The sequence below is a fragment of the Citrobacter sp. C13 genome (genome assembly GCF_014596815.2).
Lineage (GTDB): Bacteria > Pseudomonadota > Gammaproteobacteria > Enterobacterales > Enterobacteriaceae > Citrobacter > Citrobacter portucalensis.
Window position 1 is genome coordinate 4,092,119 of sequence record NZ_CP115024.1, and the last position, 23,633, is coordinate 4,115,751.

26 protein-coding genes and 3 tRNA genes are annotated in these 23,633 nt (G+C 52.0%); 13 read left to right on the top strand and 16 right to left on the bottom strand.

The features are described from left to right. Positions 1-18: 18 nt before the first annotated feature. The 3 genes from deoB to deoC form a co-directional block, all read right to left on the bottom strand. Positions 19-1,242, bottom strand: coding sequence for a phosphopentomutase (deoB, locus tag IB222_RS19540; protein WP_003019037.1), 1,224 nt, complete (start codon positions 1,240-1,242; stop codon positions 19-21). Positions 1,243-1,293: 51 nt separating this feature from the next. Further along, positions 1,294-2,616, bottom strand: a complete 1,323-nt coding sequence (gene deoA / locus IB222_RS19545) for a thymidine phosphorylase (protein WP_016151609.1) — start codon at positions 2,614-2,616, stop codon at positions 1,294-1,296. A gap of 135 nt (positions 2,617-2,751) precedes the next feature. Next, complete coding sequence (gene deoC / locus IB222_RS19550; RefSeq protein ID WP_197718049.1) at positions 2,752-3,531, bottom strand: deoxyribose-phosphate aldolase; 780 nt, start codon at positions 3,529-3,531, stop codon at positions 2,752-2,754. A gap of 261 nt (positions 3,532-3,792) precedes the next feature. On the opposite strand from deoC, the gene IB222_RS19555 reads away from it, so the two are divergent. Together IB222_RS19555 and IB222_RS19560 are read left to right on the top strand one after the other, a co-directional pair. Continuing rightward, positions 3,793-5,343, top strand: a complete 1,551-nt coding sequence (locus IB222_RS19555; protein ID WP_149384479.1) for a YjjI family glycine radical enzyme — start codon at positions 3,793-3,795, stop codon at positions 5,341-5,343. After that, on the top strand, positions 5,315-6,178 hold the full coding sequence (locus IB222_RS19560; protein WP_149384480.1) for a YjjW family glycine radical enzyme activase: 864 nt from the start codon (positions 5,315-5,317) through the stop codon (positions 6,176-6,178). Before IB222_RS19555 ends, IB222_RS19560 begins: the two co-directional genes overlap by 29 nt. Before the next feature lie 130 nt (positions 6,179-6,308). Here the strand turns inward: IB222_RS19560 and IB222_RS19565 are convergent, their stop codons facing one another. From IB222_RS19565 to holD, 8 genes are all read right to left on the bottom strand, one after another. Continuing rightward, a complete protein-coding gene (locus IB222_RS19565) occupies positions 6,309-7,085 on the bottom strand; it encodes a metal-dependent hydrolase (RefSeq protein WP_126319342.1) in 777 nt (258 codons plus the stop codon). Next, positions 7,082-8,155, bottom strand: a complete 1,074-nt coding sequence (locus IB222_RS19570) for a patatin family protein (RefSeq protein WP_149384481.1) — start codon at positions 8,153-8,155, stop codon at positions 7,082-7,084. The genes IB222_RS19565 and IB222_RS19570 overlap by 4 nt, the downstream gene beginning before the upstream one ends. A 121-nt stretch (positions 8,156-8,276) precedes the next feature. Then, positions 8,277-8,438 (bottom strand): DUF1328 family protein, encoded by a 162-nt coding sequence (locus tag IB222_RS19575; RefSeq protein ID WP_003019081.1) that lies wholly within the window; start codon positions 8,436-8,438, stop codon positions 8,277-8,279. 127 nt (positions 8,439-8,565) lie between these two features. Continuing rightward, positions 8,566-9,183, bottom strand: coding sequence for a molecular chaperone OsmY (gene osmY / locus IB222_RS19580; RefSeq protein ID WP_003829980.1), 618 nt, complete (start codon positions 9,181-9,183; stop codon positions 8,566-8,568). Between the two features lie 308 nt (positions 9,184-9,491). Further along, entirely contained in the window at positions 9,492-11,081 is a 1,590-nt protein-coding gene (prfC, locus tag IB222_RS19585) for a peptide chain release factor 3 (protein WP_003829982.1), read from the bottom strand. Positions 11,082-11,173: 92 nt separating this feature from the next. Next, entirely contained in the window at positions 11,174-11,854 is a 681-nt protein-coding gene (gene yjjG / locus IB222_RS19590; RefSeq protein WP_126319877.1) for a pyrimidine 5'-nucleotidase, read from the bottom strand. Between the two features lie 14 nt (positions 11,855-11,868). Further along, entirely contained in the window at positions 11,869-12,315 is a 447-nt protein-coding gene (rimI, locus tag IB222_RS19595) for a ribosomal protein S18-alanine N-acetyltransferase (protein ID WP_003829985.1), read from the bottom strand. Continuing rightward, entirely contained in the window at positions 12,284-12,697 is a 414-nt protein-coding gene (gene holD, locus IB222_RS19600; protein WP_003829988.1) for a DNA polymerase III subunit psi, read from the bottom strand. Before holD ends, rimI begins: the two co-directional genes overlap by 32 nt. A gap of 103 nt (positions 12,698-12,800) precedes the next feature. On the opposite strand from holD, the gene rsmC reads away from it, so the two are divergent. The 4 genes from rsmC (at position 12,801) to IB222_RS19620 (ending at position 14,372) form a co-directional block, all read left to right on the top strand. Beyond that, entirely contained in the window at positions 12,801-13,832 is a 1,032-nt protein-coding gene (gene rsmC / locus IB222_RS19605; RefSeq protein ID WP_003829990.1) for a 16S rRNA (guanine(1207)-N(2))-methyltransferase RsmC, read from the top strand. Between the two features lie 221 nt (positions 13,833-14,053). Next, a tRNA-Leu gene (locus IB222_RS19610) sits at positions 14,054-14,140 on the top strand. A 28-nt stretch (positions 14,141-14,168) separates the two neighbouring features. Further along, positions 14,169-14,254 (top strand) — tRNA-Leu (locus IB222_RS19615). 32 nt (positions 14,255-14,286) lie between these two features. Next, positions 14,287-14,372, top strand: a tRNA-Leu gene (locus IB222_RS19620). 38 nt (positions 14,373-14,410) lie between these two features. Here IB222_RS19620 and IB222_RS19625 read toward each other — a convergent pair. Beyond that, entirely contained in the window at positions 14,411-14,647 is a 237-nt protein-coding gene (locus IB222_RS19625) for a DUF1435 domain-containing protein (RefSeq protein WP_003019100.1), read from the bottom strand. Between the two features lie 255 nt (positions 14,648-14,902). On the opposite strand from IB222_RS19625, the gene IB222_RS19630 reads away from it, so the two are divergent. Then, positions 14,903-15,979 carry a diguanylate cyclase gene (locus tag IB222_RS19630; RefSeq protein WP_003829994.1) on the top strand — a complete coding sequence of 359 codons (1,077 nt, stop codon included), beginning with the start codon at positions 14,903-14,905 and terminating at the stop codon, positions 15,977-15,979. A 108-nt stretch (positions 15,980-16,087) separates the two neighbouring features. Further along, on the top strand, positions 16,088-16,876 hold the full coding sequence (gene fhuF / locus IB222_RS19635) for a siderophore-iron reductase FhuF (RefSeq protein WP_149384482.1): 789 nt from the start codon (positions 16,088-16,090) through the stop codon (positions 16,874-16,876). A 29-nt stretch (positions 16,877-16,905) separates the two neighbouring features. Here the strand turns inward: fhuF and IB222_RS19640 are convergent, their stop codons facing one another. Next, positions 16,906-18,249: a PTS sugar transporter subunit IIC gene (locus IB222_RS19640; RefSeq protein ID WP_149384483.1), complete on the bottom strand. Its 1,344-nt coding sequence runs from the start codon at positions 18,247-18,249 to the stop codon at positions 16,906-16,908. Beyond that, a complete protein-coding gene (locus tag IB222_RS19645) occupies positions 18,239-18,382 on the bottom strand; it encodes a hypothetical protein (protein WP_188055350.1) in 144 nt (47 codons plus the stop codon). The genes IB222_RS19640 and IB222_RS19645 overlap by 11 nt, the downstream gene beginning before the upstream one ends. A 235-nt stretch (positions 18,383-18,617) precedes the next feature. On the opposite strand from IB222_RS19645, the gene IB222_RS19650 reads away from it, so the two are divergent. Then, the gene (locus IB222_RS19650; RefSeq protein WP_003830001.1) at positions 18,618-19,076 is read left to right on the top strand and encodes a YbaK/EbsC family protein; all 459 of its coding nucleotides are present in this window, start codon (positions 18,618-18,620) and stop codon (positions 19,074-19,076) included. A 57-nt stretch (positions 19,077-19,133) separates the two neighbouring features. Here IB222_RS19650 and bglJ read toward each other — a convergent pair whose 3' ends face one another. Continuing rightward, a complete protein-coding gene (gene bglJ / locus IB222_RS19655; protein WP_123268651.1) occupies positions 19,134-19,811 on the bottom strand; it encodes a DNA-binding transcriptional activator BglJ in 678 nt (225 codons plus the stop codon). After that, positions 19,772-20,497: a response regulator transcription factor gene (locus IB222_RS19660; RefSeq protein WP_149384484.1), complete on the bottom strand. Its 726-nt coding sequence runs from the start codon at positions 20,495-20,497 to the stop codon at positions 19,772-19,774. Before IB222_RS19660 ends, bglJ begins: the two co-directional genes overlap by 40 nt. A gap of 457 nt (positions 20,498-20,954) precedes the next feature. Here IB222_RS19660 and IB222_RS19665 point away from each other — a divergent pair, with 457 nt between their 5' ends. The 4 genes from IB222_RS19665 to dnaC all read left to right on the top strand — a co-directional run bounded on the left by IB222_RS19665 (position 20,955) and on the right by dnaC (position 23,599). After that, positions 20,955-21,731, top strand: coding sequence for a threonine/serine exporter ThrE family protein (locus IB222_RS19665; RefSeq protein WP_048227138.1), 777 nt, complete (start codon positions 20,955-20,957; stop codon positions 21,729-21,731). After that, positions 21,722-22,195, top strand: coding sequence for a threonine/serine exporter (locus IB222_RS19670; RefSeq protein ID WP_003019127.1), 474 nt, complete (start codon positions 21,722-21,724; stop codon positions 22,193-22,195). The genes IB222_RS19665 and IB222_RS19670 overlap by 10 nt, the downstream gene beginning before the upstream one ends. Positions 22,196-22,319: 124 nt before the next feature. Further along, positions 22,320-22,859: a primosomal protein DnaT gene (gene dnaT, locus IB222_RS19675; protein WP_149281667.1), complete on the top strand. Its 540-nt coding sequence runs from the start codon at positions 22,320-22,322 to the stop codon at positions 22,857-22,859. 2 nt (positions 22,860-22,861) lie between these two features. Further along, positions 22,862-23,599: a DNA replication protein DnaC gene (gene dnaC, locus IB222_RS19680; protein WP_149281668.1), complete on the top strand. Its 738-nt coding sequence runs from the start codon at positions 22,862-22,864 to the stop codon at positions 23,597-23,599. Positions 23,600-23,633: the final 34 nt, after the last annotated feature.

Consider the following 23,633-nt stretch of genomic DNA (forward strand, 5'->3'; position numbering starts at 1 on the left):
CGCGAAAGACAACGGGTATTACAGCATGTTTTTACCGTAGTCCATCGGTGACGTACCAAAGTAGCTCGCCAGCGTCTGACCGATATCCGCGAAGGTTTCACGGTGGCCCAAAGAACCAGGTTTCACTTTCGGGCCGTAAACCAGTACCGGAATGTGCTCACGGGTGTGATCAGTGCCGGTCCAGCTCGGGTCACAGCCGTGGTCGGCGGTCAGGATCAGAATGTCATCTTCACCCACCAGCTCCATCAGCTCAGGCAGACGGCGGTCGAACAGTTCCAGGCCCGCTGCATAACCGGCGATATCGCGACGATGTCCCCAGGAAGAGTCGAAATCAACGAAGTTGGTGAAGACGATGGTCTTATCACCTGCTTCTTTCATCTCTTTGATGGTGGCGTCGAACAACGCATCCAGACCGGTGGCTTTCACTTTTTTGGTGATGCCGCAGTTAGCGTAGATATCCGCGATTTTACCGACGGAAACCACGTGACCGTCTTTTTCGTCGACCAGTTTCTGCAGCACGGTCGGTGCTGGCGGCTCAACGGCCAGGTCGTGACGGTTACCGGTACGCTGGAAGTTACCGGCTTTATCACCGATAAACGGACGTGCGATAACACGACCGATGTTGTAACCACCTTCGGTCAGCTCTTCACGTGCGATTTCGCACAGCTCGTAAAGTTTATCCAGGCCAAACGTCTCTTCGTGGCAGGCAATCTGGAACACGGAGTCAGCGGAGGTATAGAAAATCGGCTTGCCGGTTTTCATATGCTCTTCACCCAGTTGATCCAGGATCACGGTACCGGAAGAGTGGCAGTTGCCGAGGTAGCCTGGCAGGTTGGCACGTTTTACCAGTTTATCCAGCAGTTCCTGCGGGAAGCTGTTTTCATGATCGGAGAAATAACCCCAATCAAACAGAACCGGAACACCCGCGATTTCCCAGTGGCCAGACGGCGTGTCTTTCCCGGAAGAAAGTTCATGCGCCCATGCGTAGGCACCAATCACTTCCGCGTTACCGTCCATACCAGCAGCAATTTTACCGGTAGAACCTTCGTGAGCTTTCACCAGGCCCAGACGGGTCAGGTTAGGCAGATTCAGTGGACCTTTGCGACCATTGTCAGCTTCACCTTTCGCACAGGCTTCTGCAATGTGTCCCATAGTGTCTGAACCTACGTCGCCAAAGCGATCCGCATCTTCAGTCGCACCAATACCAAAGGAGTCCAGCACCATAATAAATGCACGTTTCATCTTGTTCTCCATACATCTGCGCCGCAAAAAAGCGATCAGATCAGTATACAGTTATTCGGTAATACGACGATAGACTGTCGGTGTAATTTCTGGCGCTTTATCGTCAAGGCTAATTGCCGCTTTGACCGCTTTCGCCGCTTCCTGCCAGCTGGCTTCGTCTTTCGCGTGGATCACCGCCAGTGGGCGTTGTCCGTCTACGCTGTCGCCCAGACGCGCCATATCGCTAAAGCCAACGCTGTAATCAATGGTGTCCGAAGCCTGACGACGACCGCCGCCCATGGAAACGACCGCCATCCCCAACGCACGGGTATCCATTGCGCTGACAAAGCCTTCGGTATCAGCATATACCGCTTTGCTGAGCATTGCCGTCGGCAGGTACTTCGCATAATTTTCGACGAAATCGGTCGGGCCTTTTTGCGCCGCAACCATGCGACCAAAAATCTCTGCCGCTTTACCGTTATCCAGCACCGCCTGCAATTTCGCACGGGCTTCAGCGTCATCTTTCGCCAGATTGCCGGAGATCAGCATTTCCACGCACAGCGCCATGGTGACGTCTAACAGACGTGGATTACGGTATTCACCGGTCAGGAACTGTACCGCTTCGCGGACTTCGACCGCGTTACCTGCGCTGGAGGCCAGCACCTGGTTCATATCGGTTAACAGCGCGGTGGTACGTACACCCGCACCGTTCGCCACGCCGACAATCGCTTCGGCAAGGGCTTCAGAAAGCTCGTAGGTCGGCATAAAGGCGCCGCTGCCCACTTTCACATCCATCACCAGCGCATCCAGCCCTTCCGCCAGTTTTTTCGCCAGAATGGAGCCGGTAATCAGCGGGATGGAATCCACGGTCGCAGTAATATCGCGGGTGGCATAAAAACGTTTATCCGCCGGTGCGAGCGAGCTGGTTTGCCCAATAATCGCCACACCCACGTCTTTAATAATTTCACGGAAACGCGCGTCGTCCGGGAAGATGTCAAATCCAGGAATCGCTTCCAGTTTATCGAGCGTACCGCCGGTATGCCCCAGGCCACGCCCGGAGATCATCGGAATATAGCCGCCGCACGCTGCGACCATCGGGCCTAACATCAGTGACGTTACGTCACCTACACCGCCGGTAGAGTGTTTATCCACAATCGGGCCGTTCAGCTGCAGGCTTTTCCAGTCCAGCACGGTTCCTGAATCACGCATTGCCATGGTCAGCGAAACTCGCTCAGGCATTGTCATATCGTGGAAGAAAATGGTCATCGCCAGGGCGGCGATTTGCCCTTCAGAGATGGTGTTGTCGCGAATACCATTGATAAAGAAACGAATTTCTTCATCGCTCAGCGCATGACCATCACGTTTTTTACGAATAATTTCTTGTGCGAGAAACACGGTAACCCCCAGGGGAAAAGAGTAGAAGGCCGTTGTAGGCCGGGTAAGCAACGCGCCACCCGGCAGTCGTCTTAATGCCGGATGGCGGCTACGCCTTATCCGGCCTACGTCGCTACAGCTCCGGCAATATAAGGCTTAGTAGCTGCTTGCGCTCTTGCCGTCGCCGTGACCCAGCGCTTTCAGCAGACTCGCCAGCAGGCTGGATGCGCCAAAACGGTAGTGACGAGAATCAGCCCAGTCAGCGCCAAACAGTTCATCGGCAATCGCCAGGAACTGCTGTGCATCTTCTGCAGTGCGTACGCCACCAGCCGGTTTGAAACCTACAGTTTTAGAAACACCCATGTCGCGGATCACTTCCATCATGATGCGTGCACTTTCCGGCGTCGCATTGACCGGCACTTTACCGGTAGAAGTTTTGATGAAATCAGCACCGGCTTTGATGGAGATTTCAGATGCTTTGCGAATCAGCGCTTCTTCTTTCAGCTCACCGGTTTCGATGATGACTTTCAGCAGCACGTTTGCTGCCGCACACGCGTCTTTGCAGGCTTTAACCAGATCGAAACCAATCTGTTCGTTACCGGCGATCAGCGCACGGTACGGGAACACCACGTCAACTTCATCTGCGCCGTAAGCAATCGCCGCGCGGGTTTCAGCCAGCGCAATCTCAACGTCGTCGTTGCCGTGCGGGAAGTTGGTTACGGTTGCAATGCGGATGTCCGGCGTGCCCTGCTCTTTCAGGGTCTTACGCGCAATAGGGATGAAACGCGGATAGATACAGATTGCGGCAGTGTTGCCAACCGGGGTCTTCGCCTGATGACACAGCGCGATCACTTTTTCATTGGTGTCGTCGTCATTCAGGGTGGTCAGGTCCATCAGTTTCAGTGCACGCAGGCTGCTTGCTGTTAAATCGGTCATAACATTCTCCAACGGCATCGCCGTATAAAATTTCACCTTGCGAGTTTGTTAGTATTCTAACATCCGCTCGCTATTACACTTCGATATACATCACAGTTAATGAAAACCACATACAGATTTGCATTACTCTAATGAGATCTACTTCAAATAAATTACCTTTCCTGAGGGGATGCGGTGGCATCAGGCGCATCCGGATCAAAGGTTGTGGCGGCGTTGCTTTCTACAATGGCGTTACACCTTCGGGATAAAAAGGAATCAACGATGCCCACCTCAAGCGAACTCGCGCTGCAACAGCGTTGCCAACAAATCGTGACCAGCCCAGTGCTCAGCCCTGAGCAGAAACGCCACTTTCTGGCACTGGAAGCTGAAAACGCGCTGCCTTACCCGCAACTGCCTGCACAGGCACGTCAGGCGCTGGATGATGGGGTAATCTGCGATATGTACGAAGGTCATGCCCCGTTCAAACCACGCTATGTTTTACCCGATTACGCGCGTTTTCTGGCCAATGGCTCATCGTGGCTGGAGCTGGAAGGCGCCAGGGATCTTGATGACGCGTTATCCTTACTCACTATTCTTTACCACCATGTTCCGTCAGTGACGTCAATGCCGGTTTATCTCGGCCAGCTCGATGCCCTGCTGCAACCGTATGTTAGAATTCTAACACAAGAAGAGATCGATATTCGAATAAAACGTTTCTGGCGTTATCTCGACAGAACCCTGCCAGACGCGTTTATGCATGCCAATATCGGCCCCGCCGATACGCCAGTCACCCGTGCAATTTTACGCGCAGACGCAGAGCTAAAGCAGGTCTCGCCTAATCTGACATTCATTTATGACCCGCAAATCACACCTGACGATCTGCTGCTCAACGTGGCGAAAAATATCTGCGAGTGCAGTAAGCCGCATATTTCCAATGGCCCTGAGAATGATAAAATTTTCACAAAAGGTCAGTACGGTGTCGTCAGCTGCTACAACTCTTTGCCGCTCGCCGGGGGTGGAAGCACGTTGGTCAGGCTTAATCTGAAAGCCATCGCAGAGCGCAGCACCTCTGTCGATGACTTCTTTACGCGCACCCTACCGCACTACTGCCAGCAGCAAATCGCCATCATTGATTCACGATGTGAATTCCTCTATGAGAAATCACATTTCTTTGAGAATAGCTTCCTCGTGCAGGAAGGGTTGATTGATCCCGAACGTTTTGTGCCTATGTTCGGGATGTACGGCCTGGCGGAGGCGGTGAACCTGCTGTGCGATAAGGCGGGACAGAATGCGCGCTATGGGAAAGATGAGTTCGCCAATCAGCTCGGCTATCGCATCAGCACCCAACTGGCGGAATTTGTCGAAAACACCCCGGTGAAATATGGCTGGAAGCAGCGCGCGATGCTGCATGCACAGTCGGGGATCAGTTCTGACATCGGCACCACGCCAGGTGCACGCCTGCCTTACGGCGATGAGCCGGACCCGATCACCCACCTGCAAACCGTCGCACCACATCACGCGTTTTATCACGCCGGGATCAGCGACATTCTCACGCTGGATGAAACTATCAAGCGTAATCCTCAGGCGCTGGTGCAGTTGTGCCTCGGGGCGTTTAAAGCTGGAATGCGCGAGTTTACCGCCAACGTGAGCGGCAACGATCTGGTTCGCGTTACGGGTTACATGGTGCGCCTGTCGGATCTGGAAAAGTATCGCGCCGAAGGGTCACGAACCAACACCACCTGGCTTGGCGAAGAAGCCGCGCGCAATACGCGCATTCTGGAACGACAACCTCGCGTGATTAGCCATGAACAGCAGATGCGCTTTAGTAAGTAGGCTGATTCCTTTCTCCTGCGTCGACGGGCCGGGCAGTCGCCTGGCTCTGTTTCTGCAAGGATGTAATCTGCGCTGTAAAAATTGCCACAATCCGTGGACGATGGGACGCTGCAACGACTGCGGGGAGTGTGTGCTGCATTGCCCGCATGAGGCGCTGAGCCTGAGCGCAGGGAAAGTGTGGTGGCAGTCCGATGTGTGTCAGCAGTGTGACACCTGCCTGCATATGTGCCCCCGGCAGGCCACGCCGATGGCGCAGAGTATGAGTGTTGATGAAGTGCTGCAACATATTCGTAAAGCGTCACTGTTTATCGAAGGGATAACCGTTAGTGGCGGTGAAGCGACTACTCAACTCCCCTTTATTGTGGCGCTATTTACCGCGATAAAAACCGATCCGCAGTTGCAACACCTGACCTGCATGGTCGACAGCAACGGCATGCTGAGCGAAACCGGCTGGCAGAAGCTGCTGCCGGTGTGCGACGGCGTAATGCTGGATTTAAAAGCCTGGGACAGCACGTGTCATCGGCAGCTTACCGGCCGCGATAACACGCTGATTAAACAAAGTATTACCTTTTTGTCCGGGCAGAGAAAACTGGCGGAACTGCGCCTGCTGGTTATTCCTGGTCAGGTGGATTATCTACAGCATATTGATGCGCTGGCGGCGTTTATCATACGTACCGGTGACGTACCTGTGCGGCTGAATGCCTTTCATGCGCACGGGGTGTATGGCGAAGCGAAGGACTGGCCGAGCGCCACGCCGGAGGATGTGGAACAGCTGGCGCAAAGATTGCGCGAACGCGGGGTGGATAATTTGATTTTCCCGGCGCTGTACCTGTGATTGCCGGATGCGACGACATCATCTGTAGGCCGGAAAAAACACAGCTGCCATCCGACGAAGTTATGCCTGATGCGCTTCGCTTATCAGGCCTACGGAGCGCACACATTTGTCGGCCGGATACGCCATCCAATCACACATTAAACAACGCCGTGGTATTACGATACAGCGCGTCAGCGATCACGTCCGCAGGTTCCGGGCGCAGTTCGCATAAGACGTCAAAGACTCTGACTACCTGCTCAGGGCGGTTGGGCTGTCCCTGAAAGCCGTTGAGCGGCATATCCGGCGCGTCGGTTTCCAGCAACAGCGATTCCAGCGGTAATTGCGCCATTACCTCGCGGGTTTTACTGGCGCGCGGATAGGTAATGGTGCCTCCCACGCCAATTTTGTATCCCAGTTGCACAAAGCGCTCTGCCTGCTGCACGCTCCCGGAAAAACCATGCACAACGCCAGTTCGCGGCAAAGCATGACGTTTCAGGTGCATCGCCAGCTTGTCATGGGTGCGCCGCGAATGCAGGATCACCGGCAATTCGTACCGCTTCGCCAGCTTTAGTTGCGCTTCCAGCACCCACTCTTGCTTATCGAATTGCGGATCGTCCCGATACAGATCCAATCCAATCTCGCCTAGCGCCACCAGTTTTCGTGGGCGCTTATCCAGCTCCTGTTGCAACTGGTCCAGGCAGTCATCGCTATGTTGTTCAATAACAATGGGATGCAGACCAAGCGCGGCAAACAATGGAGGATAATTTTCCGCTAACGCCAGTACGCGGGGAAAATTCGCCGCCTGTGTGGCCGGAACGATAATGCTCTGTACACCAACCTCCACCGCGCGCTGAATGCTGGCAGATTCATCGCCGGTAAACGGCGGGAAATCAAAGTGACAATGCGTATCGATAAAACGATAACTCACGCCAAATCCTCATTATCAAACGTCGTGTCGTTCGCCTGAGGCGCATTGGTCACCACCGGCGGATGGGCGTCGTTGGCCACTGGAGCGGGAGGAACCACCACCGGCCCCGGCACCACAATCTTCGGCGTCTGACGAGGTAGCGGCGCATTTTTCGCCAGCAGCTTGCCGACTGTCGCCAGAAAGTAACGACCGCACAGGCGTCCGGTTTTGTAATCTTCCCGCAGCGCCGGAATACGGCTGCCCAACGCCATACTATGGAGTGGTTTTGGCGGATAGATTTCAAAGATACGCAGCTTACCCGGCGGCTTCTCAATAAAACTCTGGATAGCACGATAGCTGGCTTCATGGTGCTGGACCAGATTCAATAGCGGTTGCAGGCTGCTTTCACCCAGCCAGCGCTCCATACGTTTGAACCACTGCGGGGTGTAGTACATTTGCGAGGGCACAGTGCGGATAACCACCAGCGTTTTTGCTCCGTGCTTCGCCGCCTCTTGCACCGGTATGGCGTCACTGACCCCACCATCCAGATAGTTTACGCCGTCCAACACAACCCCTGTGCGGTAGAACCCGGGAATCGCGCTGGAGGCTCGAATGAGGTCGAGCCAGTTTTGCCGGTTCGGCGAAAAATAGCCGGGCGTGTAATCATCGCCTCGACAGGCGCACATATAAAATGCTTTCCCTGCGGCAAACAGGCGCTCGGCGTTGTCCATCGCCAGCGGCATATGCGTTGCAGTCGAATCCACCAGCCAGTCGAGATCGATCAGATTTCCCCCACGCACAAAACGCACCGGGTCAAAAAATTCGCGTCGGGTGGTGTAACGCATAATAACTTTGCGGCCGTAACCGGGCTGGTTACAGAGATAGGCTGAAAGGTTTTGCGCGCCAGCCGACGTCCCATAGTAGAGATCAAAGGGATTGAACTGCGCGCGCATGAACTCATCCAGTACGCCGGCGGTGAAGATGCCTCTTTGTCCCCCGCCCTCGCACACCAGCGCCACACTGCCTGGTTGAAATGGACGTAACGATAACGGCGCAATATTACCGAGCGTGACGGGTATTCTCTGCCCCACCTCTGCCTTCCTGTTGTTTTTGTAATAGAGCAACAAAGTAACGCAAATTGCCTGACGCTAAAACCGTAAAAGCCAGTCCAATGGACTGGCTTAGTAGCAATTTTTCTTTACGGTTTACGTACTAGGGTCGTTTACGCCCGGTAAACAGGCTGACCAGGAACAAAATGATCCCCACCACAAACACAATTTTCGCTGCGCCGGCTGCAGTACCCGCCAGTCCACCAAAACCGAGTGCGGCGGCAATTAACGCGATAACCAGAAATATGATGCCCCATCGAAACATATGCTTCTCCTTTACCATAGTTAATTTCACCGCTTGATATGAGCGCTCAGGCTGCCCATCGGCGATATTTTCAGTGTGGTGCACAACACGCCTCCCGACAAACGTCAGGAGGACGAATTAAGTCTAATTACTGAGTTTTGAGATCGTTTTTGACGCTTTTCACGCCATCAATCGCTTTGGCGATGCTCTCAGCACGATCGCTTTGAGCCTGTGAGTCGACGGTGCCTGAAAGTTGCACAACGCCATCGGTGGTCTCAACTTTCACCTTGCGGGAAGGGACAATATCATCGGCCAGCAGCTTGGCTTTTACCTCACTGGTGATTGCCGTATCGCCCGCATAGCCTTTAACGGAGGTTTCTTTACTATCACGCACATGCAGTTTGTCGCTAACGGAGGTCACGCCCTCAACGCCTTTCGCCACTTTCACCGCTTCTTCGGCCTGTGCCTGGCTTTCAACAAACCCGCTTAGTGTCACCACCTTTTGATCTGTTTTGACGGAAATATCGGTGCTCTTAATGCTTTCGTGGTCCACCAGCGCGGCTTTTACTTTCGCGGTGATGGTGCTGTCATCCATGAAATTACCGACTTTGTTCATAGAGCTATCGACTTTCTGCCCCGCACTTTCGACGCCGGATTGCGCTTTATCCATCGTAGCGTTTTCTGCATAAGCAGAACCCGTTGCAACAGCGGAGGTCAGCATCACGGCCAGCAGCGTTTTAGAAATCTTAAGTCCTGTCATTGTCATCGATGTATTCCTGTATGTTTTGCTAAAAGCTATGCTCTGCCGTTACACGGCCTGAACCAGCAACTAATCTTGTAAGTGGAATAAATATCAGCAATAGACGCTGCAACAGGCAGCCTAAAAAGCATTAAACGCCGATATTTATGTCATCACATTGTTAAATATAGTTCACGATTTCGTGATCGCAGTCAGAATTGATTAAAAAACAGGCAAACAAAAGAAAAACGCGAGGTTTTAAGAACATTCCGCAAGGGATTTAAAAGACAGGAAAAGTTGCAGGACACGGCGGATACCGTGCCCTGGAAGGTCGATTAGTGTTCGCGTGTTTTACGGAACTGAACGTCCGGGTAACGTTCCTGGGTGAGATTCAGGTTAACCATGGTTGGTGCGATATAGGTGAGGTTATCGCCGCCATCCAGCGCTAGCTGAATTTCGTTCTTACGCTTAAATTCTTCGAATTTCTTCACGTCAGAACATTCTACCCAGCGCGCAGTCGCTACGTTGACAGATTCATAAATCGCTTCAACGTTGTACTCGCTCTTCAGACGTGAAACCACCACGTCAAACTGCAGCACACCCACCGCGCCCACGATCAGATCGTTATTGGCGATCGGACGGAATACCTGCACTGCGCCCTCTTCTGACAGCTGAACCAGCCCTTTCAGCAGCTGTTTCTGCTTCAATGGATCCTTCAGGCGAATACGACGGAACAGCTCCGGTGCGAAGTTCGGAATACCGGTGAACTTCATCATTTCGCCCTGGGTAAAGGTATCGCCGATCTGGATAGTGCCGTGGTTATGCAGACCGAGAATATCGCCCGGATACGCTTCTTCCACATGAGAACGGTCACCGGCCATAAAGGTGAGTGCGTCGGAGATCACCACGTCTTTACCAATGCGCACCTGGCGCATTTTCATGCCTTTCTCATACTTGCCGGATACCACACGCATGAACGCCACGCGGTCACGGTGTTTCGGGTCCATGTTGGCCTGAATTTTAAACACGAAACCGGTGAACTTCTCTTCTGAGGCTTCGACGACGCGGGTGTCGGTTTTACGCGGCATCGGCGCAGGCGCCCACTCCACCAGGCCGTCCAGCATATGGTCAACGCCGAAGTTACCCAGCGCGGTACCGAAGAAGACCGGGGTGATTTCGCCCGCGAGGAACAGCTCATGGTCGAACTCGTTGGACGCGCCCTGCACCAGCTCCAGCTCGTCACGCAGCTGCTGCGCCAGGTCTTCACCCACGGCAGCATCAAGTTCCGGGTTGTTCAGACCTTTAACAACACGCACTTCCTGAATGGTGTGGCCTTTACCGGTCTGATACAGGTAAGTTTCATCTTTATAAAGGTGATAGACACCTTTGAACAACTTACCACAGCCAATCGGCCAGGTGATTGGCGCACAGCCGATTTTCAGTTCGTTCTCGACTTCATCCAGCAGCTCCATCGGATCGCGGATGTCACGGTCGAGTTTGTTCATAAAGGTCAGGATCGGCGTATCGCGCAGACGGGTAACTTCCATCAGCTTACGGGTACGATCCTCGACGCCTTTTGCGGCATCGATAACCATCAGGCAGCAGTCCACCGCCGTCAGAGTACGATAGGTATCTTCGGAGAAATCTTCATGCCCCGGGGTGTCCAGCAGGTTCACCAGGCAGTCATGATACGGAAACTGCATCACAGAGGTGGTAATGGAGATACCACGCTGCTTTTCCATTTCCATCCAGTCAGATTTTGCATGCTGGCTGGAGCCACGGCCTTTTACCGTACCGGCGGTCTGAATGGCCTGTCCGAATAACAGTACCTTTTCAGTAATTGTCGTTTTACCGGCATCCGGGTGAGAAATAATGGCAAAAGTGCGGCGTTTGGCCACCTCTTGCAAATAAGGAGACAACGTCATAGTCAAATCTTCTTAGGTAAGCACGGCAACGGGCCGGGCAAGTTGAATACGAAAAATTGCGGCTATTTTACCCATCAACGGGGGGGAGGCAATCAGTGTTTACACAGGAGCTGCTCCAGTTCGCTTAATGACGCTACGGTCCAGTTCGGCTGAATGCCCGCTGGCTGCTCGCGGTGGTGCGTATTTAGCCAGCAGGTGGATAGCCCGGCGTTAATGCCGCCAAGAATATCGGACTCTGCGGTGTCACCCACCATCAGCACGCGAGAACGGTCAGGATTACCCGCCTGCTCCAGCGCATGGTCAAAAATACGGGGGTCGGGTTTTGCCACCCCAACCTGCTCAGAAATCACCAGCAGGTCGAAATAGTCGCGCAGCCCCGTCCGCTCAAGGCGGATTTGCTGCAACGCGGTAAAGCCGTTAGTAATGATGCCGATTTTCGTTTTATCACGAATCGCATTGAGCAGAGAAACCGCCCCCGGCAACGGTGAGCAGATCTCCGCCATCGCATTGATAAATGCGTCATTAAGCTGGCCCGGTTCAACCTTCAGGCGTTCGGCCCAGCTCTGAAAACGGGCATGCTGCAGTTGTAATGAGGTAATCGCGCCGTTTTGGTAATCCACCCACAGCGGTTTATTCACTGCCTGGTAGTCCTGAAAATCTTCAGCGGTAAAGGTAATGCTATAGTCGAGAAACATCCGCTGTAAGCCGGTAAACGAGTCAAACGTAAACAGCGTTTCGTCGGCATCAAAGAAAATCCAGTCCCACTTCTTCATCATTACACCTTATCTTACATGCTGATTGGCAACGCCATGATGATGGCGTCTTCGTGACCATCGGCCGTTGGATAGTAGTTGCGACGGATCGTCGCCTCGTTAAAGCCTAAGCTTTCGTACAGCGCGATAGCGGCCGCATTCGAGGCGCGCACTTCAAGCCACAGGGTCAAAATGCCACGCTTTTCCAGCTCATCGATCAGATGCTCCAGCAACTCACGCCCCAGGCCCCGGCGCTGAAAGTCAGGATCGACGGCGATATTGAACAACGTCGCTTCATCCAGTACGACCTGCGTAATTGCAAAGGCGGCCATCACGTCGTCAACCCTCAACTGAAAATTGAGGTAGCGATCGCCCTGGTTGCTGGCAAATGTTTTTTCACTCCACGGAAAAGCGTGGGCGCGTTTTTCAATCTGAAATGCTGCGGGTAAATCAGTCGGCTCGAGGGAAGAAATCGTGTTCATATGCGCAGATTTGTTGCCATAACGCGGCGCGTGCCGCTGGGTTTTCCCGTAATTCATTAAACGCAGGACTCTCGACCTGAGCGCCCTCCAGCAGCAGCGGCTCTTCGGTTCCCAGCCGCCAGCTATTACAGCGACTGCCTTGCGGCAGCATGGCGACACGGTCAGGCGTCAGTTGTAAAACCTGATCCGGGCTAACGGTTAATGCGCGTAAAATATCGCTGATCAACGGTTCGGTTAGCGCGGGTAACTGTGCAGCAACCATCACCAAACGGACATGCGCAGGAATGGAAATCGCGATCTCGCCCTGCAGTGCGCCAGGACGACGCAACGACCACTGCGTAATGCCCAGTTGCTGTAACTGCCAGTCTCGTCGGGATGTCATAGCGAAACACTCCTGTCTATCAGGGGCGCAAATATAGCAAATTTGTCGAATCCGTGCCATCAAACAACTATAATCCCCCGCTGTACAATTTAAGGAGCATTCCATGTCTGCGTTTACCCCGGCAAGTGAAGTCTTGCTGCGCCACAGTGATGATTTCGAACAAAGCCGTATTCTGTTTGCCGGTGATTTGCAGGATGACCTGCCTGCCCATTTTGAAAGCGCCGCCAGCCGTGCGCACACCCAGCAACTTCACCACTGGCAGGTGCTTAACCGCCAGATGGGCGACAACGTCCGCTTCAGCCTCGTCGCGCAGGCCGATGACGTTGCCGATAGCGATACGCTGATCTACTACTGGCCGAAGAATAAGCCGGAAGCCCAGTTCCAGTTGATGAACATTCTGTCGCTGTTACCGGTGGGCACCGATATTTTTGTTGTCGGTGAGAATCGCAGCGGTGTACGTAGCGCAGAGCAGATGCTGGCCGAATACGCACCGTTAAACAAAGTCGACAGCGCACGTCGCTGTGGCCTGTACCACGGTCGTCTGGAAAAACAGCCGGTCTTTGATGCAGAAAAATACTGGGATGAATACCAGACAGAAAATCTGACCATCAAAACGCTGCCGGGCGTCTTCAGCCGTGACGGCCTGGATGTTGGCAGCCAACTGCTGCTCTCCACGCTGACGCCGCACACCAAAGGCAAAGTGCTGGATGTCGGCTGTGGCGCAGGCGTTCTCTCCGTCGCCTTAGCCAGCCACTCGCCGAAAGTGCGCTTAACCCTGTGCGATGTTAGCGCCGCCGCCGTTGAAGCCAGCCGCGCAACGCTTGCAGCCAACGGCATTGAAGGTGACGTCATCGCCAGTAACGTCTTTTCTGACGTGACGGGTCGATTTGATATGATCATCTCCAACCCGCCGTTCCACGACGGTATGCAGACCAGCCTTGATGCAGCACAAACGCTGATTCGTGGCGCAGTGCGTCATCTGAACAGCGGTGGTGAACTGCGCATTGTGGCGAACGCCTTCCTGCCTTATCCGAAGGTACTGGATGAAGTGTTTGGCTTCCACGAAGTTATCGCGCAGACCGGGCGCTTCAAGGTCTATCGCACCATCATGACGCGTCAGGCGAAAAAAGCCTAACTGCTCCAGGCCAGATAAGGCGTTTACGCCGCCATCCGGCGTGACACCGAGCAACGCCGGATGGCGCTATCGCTTATCCGGCCTGCATAAAACACCAAAGCCGAAGAAACGCCTTTTTTTTCGGCAATCACGTTAAGTTCGATAATTAACAGTTGACGCCCTGCATAAAATCTCTAAAATCCGCCCCCGTGGTAACGATACTTTTTGAGTGTCGATGGTATGCGAAGGTGGCGGAATTGGTAGACGCGCTAGCTTCAGGTGTTAGTGTCCTTTCGGACGTGGGGGTTCAAGTCCCCCCCCTCGCACCATAATCCACGTTGATATTGCTCGCACTGGGCGAAGGTGGCGGAATTGGTAGACGCGCTAGCTTCAGGTGTTAGTGTCCTTAGGATGTGGGGGTTCGAGTCCCCCCCCTCGCACCAACGAGGCGATATCATAAAAATAAGATGACTGTGCGAAGGTGGCGGAATTGGTAGACGCGCTAGCTTCAGGTGTTAGTGTCCTTAGGATGTGGGGGTTCGAGTCCCCCCCCTCGCACCAATTATCTTATTTCCCTCTCGATTTCCTTTTCTGTTTGTTCATCCCTGATTCCAGTTCATCATTACCAAAACAATGCCACCAATCAGTGCCGCGCATGAAGGTAACAAAACAAAGTGCCGTAAACGTTTGTGGTACAGCATGAGCGAAGTCAGCAGTAATCCTAATACAATCATCACCTTCCATACGTAGACCGACAGGTCGCTATATGCCATCCCGGCAATCAGCATTCCCGGCAGCAGAACACCCCATCCACTGCCCAGCGTACGTTGCAACATGATTTCACCTATGACATTGATAATGATAACCAATATCATATGATAAAATTTCTCATTTGTCAGCCGTGAAGCACTATCAATTATATGAGTTTTACTTAACGATTGATGACATGAATAATCCAAGGTGATAAATTGCTCACCGGTTAGCTCTTCAACTAAAAACAATAAAAACCTCTGCGAATGATACCCCGTTCGTTATTTGTTTTATTTACCAACACACCTTCGTACATTGCAGATAACTAACAATATTTACCTATGACAGTACAATCCTGGCGAACTCTGCGCACAAAAAAATACCAACTCTCTTTACGACTGTTTCTACTGCTCAACGCAGTCTCCGCGCTGTTTACGCTTTTTTTCCCTCTGTTTGCGGTCAAAGCCTTATCAGTACCGGCGTTGCTGATGCTGGTGATGAGTACACTGCTGCTGGTATGGCATGGGAAATACGCGGATAAAAGAATTAATCTCCCTTTTATTTCAATCGTTTTTGGCTTGTTATGGGCGTTACATATATTCTTGAAATATAACGCTCTAGGTCAGAATGATTATTATTTCCTGTTAATAGCGCTGCTCAGCGTACTGTTTATTGGCTCTATCGCTTTTGCCAATAATATCATCGCGTTTACGCTCCACTCACTCCCCTCCGTCGCCGTTTGTTTATGGCTTAACGGCAGCGAACATGGTTTGCGGATTTTCTATTTTATGGCGCTGCCTATGGCCGGTATCGCCATCCAGCATGTGATACAAAAGCGCTACGATGGATTCGCTCAGCAACTGATGTACAAACTGCTGGAGGAGAGGGAAACCCTGAACGGGCTCAGCATGCTCGACCCGCTAACCGGTTTGTATAATCGCCGGGGGCTGCAACACCGGCTCGATACGCTGTTGGCTCTGAGTAATTCGAGGCACTTCGTTCTGCTGTTGGATATCGACCATTTCAAATCCTATAACGATCATTACGGACATATGATGGGCGACCAGGCGTTGATCCGTGTTTCTGCCGCCATCCGAGACTCCGTACGCTCCCGGGATGTGGTGGCGCGTTTTGGCGGTGAAGAATTTATGATTTTGCTGACCGCGGTCGATCCACAGCAGGCCCAGGCTGCCGCCGAACGTATCCGCCAGAAAGTGTACGACCTTAAAATCCCTCACATGTTTAATGAGAGCGTGGCAACCAACGTAACCGTCAGTATCGGCATTGCACCTCTGGTAGAACAGGATATTGATGCTGCTATCGCCAAAGCGGATAAAGCCCTTTACGAGGCCAAGAATCTTGGGCGTAACAATACCCTGGTCAGCGATGAGCTGCGGGTAAACTGCCCCTCTACCTGAGCTTTCTGTGCGCTGCCGCTCGGGATGGCGACAAAGATCTTGCCATCGCTCAATGTCAATTATAGGATTAGCAATCATTATCATTAAGATTAACATCCTTATATCGACATGGCTTATCGTTCCGCACCGATCGTTGAAGATGTCATCTGGCGTAGCCATCTCCCCTCAGAGATGCCCTCGCTGGCTGCTGCCGTACGCGCAACGATAGCCAAAACTCGCGAGCACCTGCTGGACTTCATTCGTCTTGACGAAACGCCTGTGCCAGGTGCAATGACGCTGCATGAATGGACACAACCGGCGATGCTTAGCTCGTTGCTGGCCGTTTATTCAGACCATATCTATCGCAACCAGCCCACGCTACCCCGCGAAAATAAGCCCCTGATTTCTCTTTGGGCGCAATGGTATATCGGCCTGATGATGCCTCCGTTAATGGTGGCTCTGCTGACGCAAAAAGAGGCTATCGACGTCTCTCCTGAACATATGCGCATAGAGTTTCACGAAACGGGCCGAGCGGCCTGCTTCTGGATCGACGTCCATCAGGATCACCAGGCTACAGCCCTGTCTCCTCAACAACGCATGGAAACGCTGATTCTCTCAGCGCTGACACCGGTTGTGCAGGCGCTTGAAGCGACTGGCGAGATCAACGCGAAGCTTATCTGGAGCAACACCGGATATTTAATTCACTGGTATCTAACGGAAATGAAGCCGTTGCTAGGTGAGGAACTGCTGACCACGCTGCGCCAGACCTGCTTTTTTGAGAAACAACTCTCCTGCGGTCAGGATAACCCTCTGTGGCGAACCGTTGTTCCGCGTGAGGGGCTGTTAGTACGCAAAACCTGCTGCCAACGCTATCGCCTGCCTGACGTTCAGCAATGCGGAGACTGCACGCTGAAGTAAGCGAGGAGCCGTAGCCCCTCGCCAGATATTTATGCAACCTGCTGGTTTTCCTCTTCCATACGCTGCGCCTCTTCTTTTTCCTGCGCCAATAGCTGCTTTTCGTAGACTTTAAAGAACGGGAAGTAGATAACGGCCGACACCAGCGCCAACAGCACCACCAGGATAGCCGCACGATAATCCCAGCCTAATGCCCATGCCGCGCCAACCGGTGCCGGTGCGGTCCAGGGAACCACTGAAATGACCCGCCCAATTAAATCCAGTTTCATCGCCGCCCAGGCCAGTACCGCATTCACCATTGGGGCCAGCAGGAAAGGGATAAAAAACACCGGGTTCATGACAATCGGCGTACCAAAAATCACCGGTTCGTTAATATTAAAAATGCTGGGGACTACGCTCAGACGCCCAATCGAGCGTAGATGAGCCGAACGACTACGCAGATAGCAAATCACCAACCCCATCGTTGCGCCTGACCCTCCGACCACAATGAAGAACGTCCAGAATGCTTCCATAAAGATATGCGGTAACGGCGCGCTCTGCGCCAGCGCTGACTGGTTCATCCCAAGATTAGTTAGCCAGAACATTTGCAGCATTCCCGACACAATTGCCGCGCCGTGAATACCCGCAAACCACAGCAGATGGCCAATTAGTACCGCCAGCAGTATCGCCGGGAGAGAATCTGCAGCCGACACCAGTGGTTTAAAGATGGCCATAATGGCCTGCGGGATCAGCATGTCAAACTGCGACTGTATCACCAGGCTCAGCGGGTACAGCGTCAGTACCACCACCAGCACCGGGATCAGCAGATCGAAGGAGTTTTTGATCATCGGCGGCACCTGATCGGGTAAACGGATGCCGATGTTGTGCGCCTTCAGGAAGCGCATCATTTCAACACAGTAAATGGCCACCAGGATGGCGGTGAAAATCCCCGTTCCTCCCAGGCTATCAACCGGCATTGTGCCTTTGGTTTTTGGCGCGGCAATCAGCAAAAAAGCCATGATTGATAGCATCGCACACATAAACGGATCTAACTGATGCGACTTCACATAGTGCTTACCCAGGTTATAAGCAATAGCCGCACATATGTAGACCGACATAATCCCCATCGTCATATCAAACGGTGTGAGGATTTGGCCCTCAAACTGTTTTGCCAGATCCAGCCACACGCGGGCGAATCCCCAGGTGGTATCCGGAGAAAAAGGCGGGTAGGCAAAAACCAGCAGAAAAGAGCCTACAATCATAAAAGGCATCGCCGAAATAAAACCGTCGCGAATGGCCATTACATGTCGTTGCGAAGAGATGCGCCCGGCGACAGGACTAACGTAATTTTCAACAAAACGGAAAATCACGTTAAACACAGCATGGTTAGTAGACATAGCCGTTCTCCCATTGTGCAAAACCCTGCAACGGTGCTGGCATCAACACCGCCACCACGTAAAGCCCATTACCACTTTTCGCAACCGTGCCGGGAGGAACACCAGCGCTACCGCTTTTCGAGTTAAGTTTCATAGATGGCTCTTATTATGTGATACAGAGGAAGTGACAACTTCAGTATTAATCGTCATTTCAGCATTCTGCAACCGGTTACTGTAACCGGTTTCTTTGATTGTGAAGAAGATCGAAAAACTGCTAATGTTGCTATGTTGTTACAATAAAATATTTACAGTGTGGTTGCCCCTATGACAAATTACATCCTGCAATTTTCTGCTGTGCAGGGCTATCTGTAAGCGTTAGGGAGAGAAGAATGAGTTTGCAATCAGTACGCCAATTCCTGGCGCAACATGCACCAGATATCGAGATCATCGAATTAAACCAGAGCACAGCAACCGTTGATCTGGCAGCAAAAGCCCATAACGTTGAACCTGGCCAGATAGCGAAAACACTTTCGCTAAAGGTGAAGAACGATATCATCCTGGTCGTAGCAAAAGGCGATGCCCGACTGGATAATAAAAAGCTAAAGAGTACGTTCGGTGCCAAAGCCCGAATGTTAAGTAGTGATGAGGTCGTGAACGCGACGGGGCACCCCGTTGGCGGCGTTTGCCCCTTCGGATTAGAAACACCGATATCAGTGTACTGTGATGTTTCTCTGAAGCACTACGCTGAAGTGCTTCCCGCCGCAGGAGCCATCCACAGCGCGGTTCGCATCACGCCTGAAAGGATGGCTGAACTGACTTCTGCCACCTGGGTTGACGTGTGTCAGTAATGTTTCACACGCTAAACCTGCGGCCAAACCCGGCAAGAAACACGTCAACGTTGCCCGTCACGAAACCGCCTGCATAAAAGGCGCTGGCTCTCCAGCACGCAGATACAGCAGGATATCGGCCGCATCCAATAACCCGGCATCCGAGCTGACCCCCAGTTTGGACATCACATTAAATTTGTGTGCCCGAATGGTTTTGATGTTCCGTTCAAGCTGAACGGCAATCTGTGGCATCGAATAACCATTCGACATAAAGCGCAGTATTTCTCGTTCTGTCGGACTGAGCATACGGCTTTGATTAATATACCAATGGTTTTTCGTGCCTTCTGTTCCCCGACCAGGGCTGCTTAACGCCGTAAATAACGCGTCCTGCAACACCGTTAACGAAGACGCTTTACTCACAACACCATCCAACGGCAAGGGGGACAGGGAACCAATTAAACGCGCTTCAGCGTCATCATCGGCAATCACCACACGGCGAATCCGCGGATAATTTATCGCCAGCTCCGTTAAATAAGCCAACCCTGCCCTGCGATCGGTTCTGATTGCAGATAGGGAAAAAATAACTGCCGAAAACGACATCTTTAACATTGCCTGACTAAAAGCGGGCTGGCTAGAAAAGAGATGAAGTTTATATTGGTCATCCGGCATGGTATTAAATAAACTCTTAATACCCACGCTGCTCATCGTGCACTTTTCTACCAGCGCAACGTTTCTTTTGATGATTCTGCTTTCCATTCCGTGGGTTCTCCATAAACTGAAGGTAAATTAAGTTCTCGCGATCCTTGAGAACTATTTATCCAGGCATACATTTCTGCATTGCTATTTATCGACAAGCGACGCATTGCGCTATTCTTTTGGGCGCTGATTGTTTTATTGCTTTTCTTCAGTAACGTCGCAATCTGATTGATTCCCCAGCCTTTCCCAAGGAGGCGCAATACTTTCCTTTCAGAGAGAGTGAGAACGATAGATCGTGCGCTATGATCTAACAATTGTGGCATAGCGGGCGGAGAGAGCAGCGCCTTGCTTATTCTCTCTGCGCGTGTATTTCCAGCGTGAATGACATTCACTAAACTTTCAATCGGCTCTGCGTCAGAGAGCAGCGAACTGACAGGACACATCAGTAGTTCAACCGCCAGAGGATAAAAGATACGAGATACGAGAAATACCCAGTGAATATCACGATATTGAGATAATAAAGAATAATATTGCTCGCAGACTGAACGAGGATAATTGCAGTCTCCGGTTAAATCAGCAATCACCAAATCAGCACATCGTAGCTGTAATAACGTCAGTTCTTCAACAGAACGACAGTAGGTAAGTTCGTAATCGGAGAACTTTCCCTGCATTATACCTTTAAGACCAGTTTGTATAATCGGTGATTTACTAATAATAATTGCGTTTTTGCAGCGTCCTGGCAACATATCCCCTCCACACTCACCAGTCCGCAATCGTACTTAATTAAATCCTCCCGGGTAGATTAATAATCTTAACTCACAGGAAAATACTCCGAACAATAAGCGGGGTGAATTGTTATCCTTGGTATTTATTTCAAAAAGTATTGACGGCACCATCCAAATAGCGCCAAATTCTAAGCTATTATTGCACAATTACGTATAAATACATTATCTGTACAATTATAATAACTACAATAGATCGTTAGCATGGCTTACGTATTTGCCATCCGGGAAAATAACGCTACATTTCAAACATATCTCCCCCTGAACCTTATCAAACGGGGGAGTTAAGATGCCATAACTGTATCACCTGTGTCTTTTTTCGACACAAAGATTGATCTTAGCCAGAGCCAGCGAGCTCATGCTTCATGATAAAAAGAAGATATTCGTCACTCAAAGAGATCCTTTTCAGTCAGAGCGAGCCATGCAAACAGAGCAGTCGTCACAGCGAACGGTTACACGGTTATGTATTCAATGCGGACTTTTTTTACTTCAGCATGGGGCAGAAAGCGCTCTGGTTGACGAGTTATCCACCCGCCTCGGGCTGGCACTTGGCATGGATAGCGTAGAAAGCGCCATCTCCTCTAACGCTATCGTCCTGACCACCATTAAAGACGGGCAATGCCTGACATCAACGCGAAAAAATCAGGATCGCGGCATTAATATGCACGTCGTGACGGAAGTGCAGCACATTGTCATTTTGGCGGAACATAAACTGCTGGATATTAAAGGAGTAGAGAAACGCTTTAGCCAGATTAAGCCGCTACGCTATCCAAGATGGTTGGTCGCCTTTATGGTCGGTTTGTCCTGCGCCTGCTTTTGTAAACTCAATAACGGCGGATGGGATGGTGCGGTGATCACCTTTTTCGCCAGCATGGTGGCGATGTATATCCGCCAGATTCTGGCGTCTCGGCATTTGCACCCACAAATCAATTTTTGCATCACCGCCTTTGTGGCGACCACCATTTCAGGTTTGCTGCTGACGTTGCCGACCTTTAGCAATACTCCGACTATCGCGATGGCCGCCAGCGTGCTGTTGCTGGTTCCGGGCTTTCCGTTGATCAACTCCGTCGCGGATATGTTTAAGGGACACATTAATACCGGCCTTGCTCGCTGGGCTATTGCCAGTCTGCTTACGTTGGCGACCTGTATTGGCGTGATCGTATCGATGACCTTATGGGGGCTGCGCGGATGGGCGTGATCGATTTCATACTGGCGCTGATGCAGGATATGATCCTGTCGGCAATCCCGGCGCTTGGCTTTGCCATGGTATTCAATGTCCCCCATCGGGCGCTCCCATGGTGCGCATTACTCGGCGCACTCGGTCACGGCTCACGAATGGTGATGATGACCGCAGGGTTTAATATTGAATGGTCAACCTTTATGGCGTCGCTGCTGGTCGGCTGCATTGGGATCCAGTGGTCGCGCTGGTATCTGGCGCATCCGAAAGTCTTCACCGTCGCAGCAGTAATCCCGATGTTCCCTGGGATCTCCGCCTACACCGCCATGATCTCAGCCGTAAAAATCGGCCATTTTGGTTACAGCGAAGTGCTGATGATTACCCTACTGACCAATTTCCTGAAAGCCTCATCGATTGTCGGTGCGCTCTCCATCGGTCTGTCCGTGCCAGGATTATGGCTGTATCGCAAACGCCCACGCGTTTGATGGTGTACTTTCTTTAATACCATGCAGAGAGGGGAATCTCCCCCTCACCTGCTGCTCTCCTTCTTCTCTGTGTTACTATAAAAGCAGTCCCCTTCTCGGTTGTTGTTCAGTATTGAGAAACATTATGCCCTGCAAAATTTTGACGCCGGACGTCACGAGCATTGACGCCTTACTACACGATCACCACGCCGTGCTGGCCAGGTCTGCGGGTGGCGCCGTAGCCGTATTCGCTAACAATGCACCAGCGTTTTACGCGGTGACGCCTGCGAGACTGGCTGAGCTGTTGGCGCTTGAGGAGAAACTGTCACGCCCGGGAAGCGATGTGACATTGGATGATCAATTTTATGAAGATCCGCAAGCCGCTCCCGTTGCCGTGCCAATGGGGAAATTTGCAATGTACGCTGCCTGGCAGCCTGATGCCGACTTTCAGCGTCAGGCCGCTTTATGGGGCGTTGCGTTGCGAGAGCCGGTCACCGCTGAAGAACTGGCCTCATTTGTTGCCTACTGGCAGGCTGAAGGCAAAGTCTTTCACCATATTCAGTGGCAGCAAAAACTGGCGCGCAGCATTCAGATTGGACGGGCCAGCAATGGCGGAATGCCAAAGCGCGATGTGAACAGCGTCAGTGAACCTGACAGCCACATTCCACCGGGTTTTAGAGGATAACGATGAAAAACGTTGGCGACCTGATGAAACGTCTGCAAAAAATGATGCCACCTAATGTCGAACCCGCCTTTAAAACGGGCGAGGAGCTGCTGGCATGGCAAAAAGAACAAGGTGAAATTCGTGCCGCAGCGCTGGCCCGCGAAAACCGGGCCATGAAAATGCAGCGCACCTTCAACCGTTCCGGTATCCGTCCGTTGCATCAGAACTGTTCGTTCGAAAACTATCGGGTAGAGTGCGAAGGTCAGATGAATGCCCTGAGCAAAGCCCGCCAGTACGTTGAAGAGTTTGACGGCAACATCGCCAGCTTTATCTTCTCCGGCAAACCAGGCACTGGCAAAAACCATCTGGCCGCCGCCATCTGCAACGAACTGCTGCTGCGCGGCAAGTCGGTATTGATCATTACCGTAGCCGATATCATGTCGGCGATGAAAGAAACGTTCAGCAGTCGTGAAACCAGCGAAGAACAGCTGCTCAACGATCTGAGCAATGTGGATCTGCTGGTGATCGACGAGATCGGCATGCAAACCGAATCGCGCTATGAAAAAGTGATCATTAATCAGATTGTCGATCGTCGTTCATCATCAAAACGCCCGACCGGTATGTTAACTAACAGCAATATGGATGAAATGAACAAGCTGCTCGGCGAGCGCGTGATGGATCGTATGCGCCTTGGCAACAGCCTGTGGGTCATTTTTAACTGGGAAAGCTACCGTAGTCGGGTCACCGGTAAAGAGTATTAACGTATTAGGACCACTCCTAAGACTGCCAGCGCTA